General features: G+C 70.2%; 7 protein-coding genes. 5 read left to right on the top strand and 2 right to left on the bottom strand.

Features of this window, described 5'->3' with window-relative positions; translation table 11 throughout:
* Positions 1–59 precede the first annotated feature (59 nt).
* A complete protein-coding gene (locus ACFWFI_RS38305) occupies positions 60–1,343 on the bottom strand; it encodes an LAETG motif-containing sortase-dependent surface protein (protein WP_387399726.1) in 1,284 nt (427 codons plus the stop codon).
* A 527-nt stretch (positions 1,344–1,870) separates the two neighbouring features.
* Positions 1,871–2,971: an FAD-dependent monooxygenase gene (locus ACFWFI_RS38300; RefSeq protein ID WP_387399724.1), complete on the bottom strand. Its 1,101-nt coding sequence runs from the start codon at positions 2,969–2,971 to the stop codon at positions 1,871–1,873.
* A 158-nt stretch (positions 2,972–3,129) separates the two neighbouring features.
* Here ACFWFI_RS38300 and ACFWFI_RS38295 point away from each other — a divergent pair, with 158 nt between their 5' ends.
* The 5 genes from ACFWFI_RS38295 to ACFWFI_RS38275 all read left to right on the top strand — a co-directional run bounded on the left by ACFWFI_RS38295 (position 3,130) and on the right by ACFWFI_RS38275 (position 7,902).
* Entirely contained in the window at positions 3,130–4,098 is a 969-nt protein-coding gene (locus tag ACFWFI_RS38295) for a TetR/AcrR family transcriptional regulator C-terminal domain-containing protein (protein ID WP_387399722.1), read from the top strand.
* Between the two features lie 107 nt (positions 4,099–4,205).
* Positions 4,206–5,132: an ATP-binding cassette domain-containing protein gene (locus ACFWFI_RS38290; protein WP_387399720.1), complete on the top strand. Its 927-nt coding sequence runs from the start codon at positions 4,206–4,208 to the stop codon at positions 5,130–5,132.
* Positions 5,129–5,917 (top strand): ABC transporter permease, encoded by a 789-nt coding sequence (locus ACFWFI_RS38285; RefSeq protein ID WP_387399718.1) that lies wholly within the window; start codon positions 5,129–5,131, stop codon positions 5,915–5,917. The genes ACFWFI_RS38290 and ACFWFI_RS38285 overlap by 4 nt, the downstream gene beginning before the upstream one ends.
* 39 nt (positions 5,918–5,956) lie before the next feature.
* Positions 5,957–7,237: a sensor histidine kinase gene (locus ACFWFI_RS38280; RefSeq protein ID WP_387399716.1), complete on the top strand. Its 1,281-nt coding sequence runs from the start codon at positions 5,957–5,959 to the stop codon at positions 7,235–7,237.
* A complete protein-coding gene (locus ACFWFI_RS38275) occupies positions 7,234–7,902 on the top strand; it encodes a response regulator (RefSeq protein ID WP_387399714.1) in 669 nt (222 codons plus the stop codon). The genes ACFWFI_RS38280 and ACFWFI_RS38275 overlap by 4 nt, the downstream gene beginning before the upstream one ends.
* Positions 7,903–8,040 lie beyond the last annotated feature (138 nt).

Genomic DNA, 8,040 nt, shown 5'->3' with positions numbered 1-8,040 from the left:
GGCCCGTTGGGCGGTCAGCGGGTGTGCCGGGGTGCCTGGTCGGCACCCCGCCTCACGCGTCAGACGTGGGAGCCGGCCTTGCGACGGCGAACGACGAACACCGCGCCCGCGCCGATCGCCAGGGCCGCGCCGCTCGCGAGGGCGAGCTGCGACGTCGCGGAGGACGAGCCCGTGGCGGCGAGGCTGCCGCTCACGGGACTGGCCGACGCGCCGCTCTGCGGCTTGAGGCCCGAGGTGTTCGGCTTGGTCGTGCTGGGCTTGGCATCGCCGACGCTGCCGGGCTTGCTGCCCGCCGCGGCGATCAGGAACTCGTAGCCCTCGAGGTCCGGGCTCCCGCCGCAGCTGCCGTTGTCGTTCCAGTAGTCGCCGGCGACGAAGGTGACGCCGTTGCCCGCGGGGGCCGACGCGTCGATCGTGAGGCGCATCTTCACGTCGACGTGAGCGCCGCCCTTCAGCGAACTGATGGGGTCCATGTAGTTCTCGTTGTCGACGTTCTGCCACTTCGACGAAGAGCCGGACGACCACTGCAGGTGCACCAGGTCGTCGATGTCGTTGAGCCCGCTCTCGTCGGTCGCGTGGACGTAGGCGAACGGGAACACCTCGTCCATCGCCTTTTCGGTGCCGTTGGTCACCCGGAGGTTGAAGTTGACCTTCGTGCCGGCGACGACCGTGGACGGCAGACCCGTGATGACCGTGGTCAGCTCGGGCTCGGGGACGCAGTCCTCGTCGTCCTCGCCCTCCTCGGCCGCCTCCTCCTTCGCCTTGGCCAGCGCCTCGTCGGCGGCGGTCTTCTCGGCGAGCGCCGTCTCGGTGGCCTTCTTCGCCTGGTCCAGCGCCCGGACTGCGGCGACCCGCTCGTCGTCGCGCGCGTCCGAGGCTTCCACGAGCTTGGCGTCCGCGGTGGCCTTCGCCGCGTCGGCGGTCGCGGCGGCAGTCTTCGCCTCGGTGAGAGCCGTCTCCTTGGCGGTCCTCTCCTCCTCGGTGGCCTCGTCCGTGAGGGCGTCGACCTCGGCCTGGGCGTCCACGACCGCCTGGTCGGCGTCGGTCTTCGCGGTGGCGGCCTCGTCAGCAGCAGCCTTCGCGGCCGCAGCGGCCACGGCCAGGGGCGTGGTGTCGGACAGGGCCACTTCCACCGCCGCATAGGCGGCACTCTCGGCCGCCACGGCGTCGTCGTACGCCGCCTGCGCTGCGGCGGCGGCCTTTTCCAGCTCCGCGATGGACGGCTTCTCCTGCGTCTGCGACGCCGGCTTGTCGTCGGCGAACGCGGGGGTGACCGACAGCATGAGGGCAGGCGTGGTCACTGCGGCGGCAACAGCTGTGGCAAGAATCCGGCGAATCTTCACTAGAGCCCTTCGAGGTTCGAAAAAAGAAGAAGGGGTCGCAGCGGAATGGCACACGCAGATGCGACTTGAGGTGATCGTAGAGCCGGGACAACGGTCGACCGTCACGAATTTTTCACCTCTTCCGACCGACACCACAACACCGGGACAGACAGAAAAGACGAAAGGGTGCAGTTGCTTTCACTCCCTGCGCTTTCGCTGTGAGGAACGCCACACCTCCGTGGCCCCGGGATTCGTCGCCCCGGGCAGGAGACAGGTAGAAGCACCTCAGGACCGACCGTCAACTTGCCGTAGGAGGGCGGCACATCCCGGAAGCCGCCCCTGGCGCCTGAACCCCGTCCCTGGCCCGATGGGCAGTCCCCTCAGGGCGCCGTCGGACCATCAGGAACAGCCCTGGTTCAGGTCGAGGGCGGCCATGCATCCACAAGGATCCCGAAAAAGGCCGGCCGCTCCTCGCCACAACCGAATACCCCGCTCGCAAGCATGCGCGCCTGTCATGCGCGAACGCACGCTGGACAGCCACCGGACCGTCAGCCGTCCAGCGACAGGGCGTTCTTGGCGTGCGCCACGGAGGCCTCGGCGGCGGGTCCGCCGGGGTTCTCGGTCGCCAGCGACTGGTTCAGGGCTACGAAGTCGCGCATCCGCCCCTCGTAGCGGGCGTAGGCGGCCGCGTGGTCGCCGGGCGCCTGGGCCAGGGCGTCGGCCAGCACATGGGCGCCTACGAGCGCCAGGCTCGTGCCCTGCCCCGAGAGCGGGGAGGGGCAGTAGCCGGCGTCACCGAGCAGGGCCACCCGGCCGTGCGACCAACGGTCCATCCGGATCTGCGCCATGGCATCGCAGTAGAAATCAGGGGCGCGTAGCGCGGCCTCGGCCAGCCGCGATCCCTCCCAGCGCAGGGCCGCGAGCCTCTCCGTGATGTTGCGGCGCAGCGCGTCGGCGTCAAGGGAGAGCGGACCCGACTCGAACCCGAACGCGACCCTCAGCTCGGTGTTGTCGCGCACGGGCATGATGCCGAAACCGATGTCGCCGTCGCGCAGCCACACCTGCCAGTCCTCCAGCGCGAGGAAATTGTCCGCGCTGAACACCGACAGGTAGCTGCCGAGGTGGTGCACGAAGCGCTCCTCGGGTCCGAACGCCAGCCGTCGTACCGTCGAATGCAGGCCGTCGGCCCCGATGACGAGATCGAACGTGCGGGACTCCGCACGGGCGAAGTCCACCCGCACTCCGTCACCGCCCTCGTCGAGCGCGGTGAGGGTGTCCCCGAAGAGATACTCCACGTCTCCACGTGTGCGCTCGTACACCAGCCGCACCAGGTCCTCGCGCAGCAGCTCGATGTCGTCGCTGTCCAGCCGCCCGCTGCTGAACGTGGCCTCTGTGGAGCGTTCGATCTCCTTCCCCTCAGGATCGATGACCGACATGCCGCGCATGCGGGTGCGGACCCGCCGCGCGGGCTCGAGCAGGCCCATCCGCTCGATCACATCGAGCGCGACGCCCCGGACGTCCACGGCCTGCCCGCCGGGCCGCAGCCCCGGCCCTCGTTCGACGACGGTGACCGCGAAGCCGTGGCGGCGCAGCCAGTAGGCGAGCGCGGGTCCGGCGATGCCTCCGCCGGAGATGAGAACACTGCGCATCAGAAGCTCCTCTCGTACGCTGTATGCAACTGAACGTACGACGTACGCGCCGCGTCCACCACCAGGCAAATTCCCGTGCTGTGCTAGGACAAGCGACCCCTGAACACCATCACGGCCGCTAGGCTCTGCACTAGTACAGACAGCGAAAGGAGTGCCACGTGACGAACGCCACAGGACGCAACGACGAGCCCCCGTACCTGCGCATCGCGGCCGAGATCGGCCGGCGCATCGCGGAGGGCGAACTGGCCCCCGGGGAACGCGTGCCGTCGACCCGTCAGATCGCCCGGGATTGGGGTGTCGCGCTCGCCACCGCCACCAAGGCGCTGACGCACCTCCGGCTGGAAGGGACCGTCGAGACGAAACCACGCGTGGGCACGGTCGTCGCCGCCGGCCGCAGGCGCCGGACCGCCCCGGCCTCCGACACTCCCTCGGCCCCGCCCACCGAGCAGGATCTGACCCCGGACCGGATCGTGCGCACCGCCATCGACATCGCGGACGCCGAAGGGCTATCGGCGCTCTCCATGCGCGGGGTCGCCGCCCGGCTCGGCGTCGCCGCCATGTCGCCCTACCGGTACGTGACCGGCAAGGACGATCTCATCCTGCTCATGGCGGACGCCGCGTACGGCGAGCAGTTCTACCCCGCCGCTGTTCCGGACGGCTGGCGTGCCCGCCTGGAACTGGGTGCGCGGACGCTGTGGACCCTGCACCGGCGGCACCCCTGGCTCGCCCAGCTCTCGTCCCTCACCCGCCCCCTGCTCCTCCCCAACCTGATGGTCCACGGCGAATGGTCCCTCAGCGCGCTCGACGGGCACGGCCTGGACACCACAGCGCTGTTCGACATCCATGTGCTGCTCTACAGCCATGTCCAGGGGCTGGCGGTCCACCTGGAAAGGGAGGCACACGCCGCGGCGACCACCGGGCAGTCCGAGGACCAGTGGATGGACAGCCGCGCACACGCGCTCCAGGGCCTGGTCGAATCCGGGCGCTTCCCGACCTTCGCGAAAGTGGTCGGCTCCTTCGACGACGGCTACGACCTCCACCTCGACACACTCTTCGAGCTCGGCCTCAAGGCCCTCCTCGACGGACTGACTCCCGTCATCGAGGGCCGGGCCCAGTCCCCCGGATAGGCGGACGCACCGCCCGGTCCCCGCGTCGTACCCCGGTACTACGCCGGCGCTCACCTCCACACCGCGGTCGGACGACCGCAACTCGCCCGCTCCGTAGCGTCGACGACATGATCAGGGCATACGAACTCACCAAGCGGTACGGGGGCACAACCGTCGTCCACGGCCTCGACTTCACCGTCCGGCCGGGCACCGTCACCGGCTTCCTCGGCCCCAACGGAGCCGGGAAGTCGACCACCATGCGCATGCTGCTCGGCCTGGACGCCCCCACCGCCGGCAGGTCCACCATCGGCGGCCGCGACTACACGACCCACCCCGCGCCGCTCACCGAGGTCGGGGCCCTCCTGGAAGCCCGCTCGGTCCATCCGGGGCGCACCGCCTTCAACCACCTCATGGCACTCGCCCACACCCACGGCATCCCCCGCAGCCGCGTCGAACACGTCCTGGACCTGGCCGGCCTCACCGGGGCCGCCGACAAGAGGATCAAGGGCTTCTCACTCGGCATGGGACAGCGCCTCGGCATCGCCGCCGCGCTCCTCGGCGACCCGGCGACCCTCATCCTGGACGAACCGGTCAACGGGCTGGACCCCGAAGGCGTCCTCTGGATCCGCAACCTGCTCACATCCCTCGCGTCGGAGGGCCGGACCGTCCTCGTCTCCTCCCACCTCATGAGCGAAATGGCGCTCACCGCGGACCACCTCGTCATCATCGGCCGCGGCCGGCTCCTCGCCGACACCACCGTCGGCGACCTGATCCGCACCGCGGGCGGCGCCTCCGTCAAGGTCGTCACCCCGCAGGCCGACACCCTGCGCACCCTCCTGACCGGCCCCGGCGTACGGATCACCACCGGCACCGCCGACGAACTGACCGTCCACGGCACCGACGCCGCCCACATCGGCCGCACCGCCGCCGACAACGCCATCCCCCTCCACGCACTCACCCCGCAGACCGTCTCCCTGGAACAGGCCTTCATGGACCTCACCCAGGAATCCGTCGAGTACCGGACCGCCGCACCTCTGACCGGAGCCCACGCATGACCACAGCCACCACGCCCTCCCCTTACCGCGTCACCCCACGCCACGTCCTACGCTCCGAGTGGCACAAACTCTGGTCCCTGCGCTCGACCTGGGTCACGCTCCTGTCGGCGGCGGCCGTGGTCCTCGGCGTCGGGCTCCTCATGGGCGCCACCTACACCTCGGACGGCGGCGACTCCGACGTCGACACCGTCGTCCTCGTCCTCTACGGCACCCTGCTCGGCCAGTTGTGCGTCACGGTCCTCGGCATCCTCGTCACGGCCGGCGAGTACCCCACCGGGATGATCCGCGCCTCGCTCACCGTCGTACCGCGCCGGCTCCCCGTCCTGTGGTCCAAAGCCGCGGTGTTCACCGTCGCCGCCTTCGGCTCGATGTTCGCCACCGCGCTGATCACCTTCCTCGCCGCACAACTCCTCCTGCGCGACACCGACCAGGCCGCCGGCCTCACCGACCCGGGCGTCCTCGGGGCGATCGCGGGCAACGCCGCCGGCATCACCCTGCTCAGCCTGATCGCCCTCGGACTCGGGGCCGCCCTCCGCTCCGTGCCCGGCAGCATCGGGGCCTACATCGGCGGTGTCCTGATCGTGCCCGAAGTGCTCGGCATGCTTCCGTACGATGCCGTGGACAGCGCCCTGAAGTACTTCCCGACCCAGGCCGCCGGGGCACTCGGCTCGGCCACCCCGATCCCGGGCACCGCGGCCACCGGCCCGGCCCTGCTGGCCCTGTGCCTGTGGGCGGGGGCGTCGCTGGGCACCGCAGCGGTGCTCCTGCGCCGCCGGGACGCGTAGCGGGACGACACGGTGACGGACGGACGGAGGGCGGACAGGATGAACGACGCCGAGGACCCGCATCCCGGGCACCTGACCCCGGGCACCGCACCGCTGACCCTGTACATCCAGGACCTCCAGCAACGGCTCCGCGCCTTCGACCACCGTCGGCCGATGCTGTGGGACATCGCGGTCACCGGCTTCTGGGTCATCGTCGCCGTGCTCGACTACAGCACCGGCGGGTGGCGCACGGTCGCCCGTGACGTGGAGGCCCCGGAGCCACTGGTACTGCTGATGAGCCTGTGCTTCTCCGTGCCCCTGCTTTGGCGCCGCCGCCGACCGGTCGCCGTCCTCGTCCTGATGACGCCGGTCTCCCTCCTCAACATCTGGACCGGCGCCGTCGTCCAGGCCGCCTTCCTCCAGTTGATCCCCCTGTACACGATCGCCCTGCGGCTGCCCCTCAAGACCCTGGCCCGGTCAGCTCTGCTGATGTGCCTCCCCGCCGCAGCCGGAGCGATCGGGATCCACGGCACAGCTGACCGGCAACTCGTCTCCTACCTCTGGGGAATCGCCTTCGTCGTGCTGCTCGCCATCGCCGTACGCACACGCCGGGAGTACACCGAAGCCCTCGTCGAACGCGCCCACCGGCTCGAACGCGAGCGAGACCAGCAGGCCCAGCTGGCGGCAGCCGCCGAACGCACGCGGATCGCCCGGGAGATGCACGACATCATCGGGCACAACCTGTCCGTCATCACGGGCCTCGCCGACGGCGGGGCGTACGCAGCGGTCAAGAATCCGGAACGCGCCGGCCAGGCCCTCGAAGCCATCGGCACCACAAGCCGCCAGGCCCTCGCGGAACTACGGCGCGTGCTCGGCGTCCTGCGCGAACCGGCCCCGGCCGCCGACCTGGCCCCCCAGCCCTCACTCGCCGACCTGGATGCCCTGCTGGCAGGCGTACGGGAGGCGGGGCTGCCCGTCCGGCTGACCGTCCAAGGCAGCCCCCCGCCGGTCCCCGCCTCACCCGGCCTGCAGCTCGCCGTCTACCGCGTGGTCCAGGAATCCCTCACCAACACCCTCAAGCACGCGGGCGCCGAAGCCACCGCCGAGGTCACCCTCACGTACACGCCCACCGGGCTGGAGGTGCGAACCACCGATTCGGGTGGCGGTCCCAACGCCCTTCGGAACGACAGGTCCGGCAGCGAACCCGGCATCAGCGGACGGGGCATCAGCGGAATGCGGGAGCGTGCCTCGCTCTACAACGGCACACTCGATTCGGGCCGCCTCCCCGCAGGCGGCTGGCAGACCCGACTTCGGCTTCCCCTGGAGGACACAGCCCCGTGACCACGGTACTCATCGCCGACGACCAGGCCATGCAGCGCTTCGGTTTCCGCATGCTGCTGGAGAGTCAGGACGACATGACAGTCGTCGGTGAAGCGGCCAACGGTACGGAGGCGGTGAGCCTGGTCGCCCGCCATCACCCCGACGTCGCCCTGATGGACATCCGGATGCCGGGACTCGACGGCATCGAGGCAACGCGCCGCATCATCAAGTCCGGCTCCCGCACCCGCGTCCTCATCGTGACGACCTTCGACCTGGACGAGTACGCCTACGACGGCCTGCGGGCCGGAGCGAGCGGATTCCTCGTCAAGGACGCACTGCCGGAGGAGCTCCTCTCCGGCATCCGGGCCGTGTCGAGCGGCGACGCTGTCGTCGCCCCGAGCCTCACCCGCCGACTCCTGGACGCCTACGCCCATCACCTGCCGGCCGCACCGGGCGGCAACCCGGTCATGGGAGACCGCCGCATCGCTTCACTGACAGAGCGGGAGAGGGAAATCCTCGCGGTCATCGGGCAGGGCTGGACGAACACCGAAATCGCCGCACGCCTCCACCTCGCCGAATCGACGGTGAAGACGCACGTCACCCGAATCCTCGCCAAGACGGGATCCCGGGACCGCATCCAGGCCGTCATCCTGGCGTACGACACACGAATGGTGAACCCGCGATAGCCGGCATGTTCGGCCCCACCCGCTTGAGGCCGAAAGGCCCGCAAACGCAGAAAAGCCCCGTGCCACAAGGGCACGGGGCTTTCCCGGAATAATTGTTCGGCGGCGTCCTACTCTCCCACAGGGTCCCCCCTGCAGTAC

The sequence above is a fragment of the Streptomyces sp. NPDC060209 genome (assembly GCF_042728155.1).
GTDB lineage: Bacteria > Actinomycetota > Actinomycetes > Streptomycetales > Streptomycetaceae > Streptomyces.
This window is presented reverse-complemented; position numbering and strand designations above follow the sequence as displayed.

Coding starts and splice junctions, on each gene's coding strand:
- ACFWFI_RS38285 (WP_387399718.1), top strand. CDS start 5,129: ATGACCACAGCCACCACGCCCTCCCCTTACCGCGTCACCCCACGCCAC.
- ACFWFI_RS38280 (WP_387399716.1), top strand. CDS start 5,957: ATGAACGACGCCGAGGACCCGCATCCCGGGCACCTGACCCCGGGCACC.
- ACFWFI_RS38300 (WP_387399724.1), bottom strand. CDS start 2,971: ATGCGCAGTGTTCTCATCTCCGGCGGAGGCATCGCCGGACCCGCGCTC.
- ACFWFI_RS38290 (WP_387399720.1), top strand. CDS start 4,206: ATGATCAGGGCATACGAACTCACCAAGCGGTACGGGGGCACAACCGTC.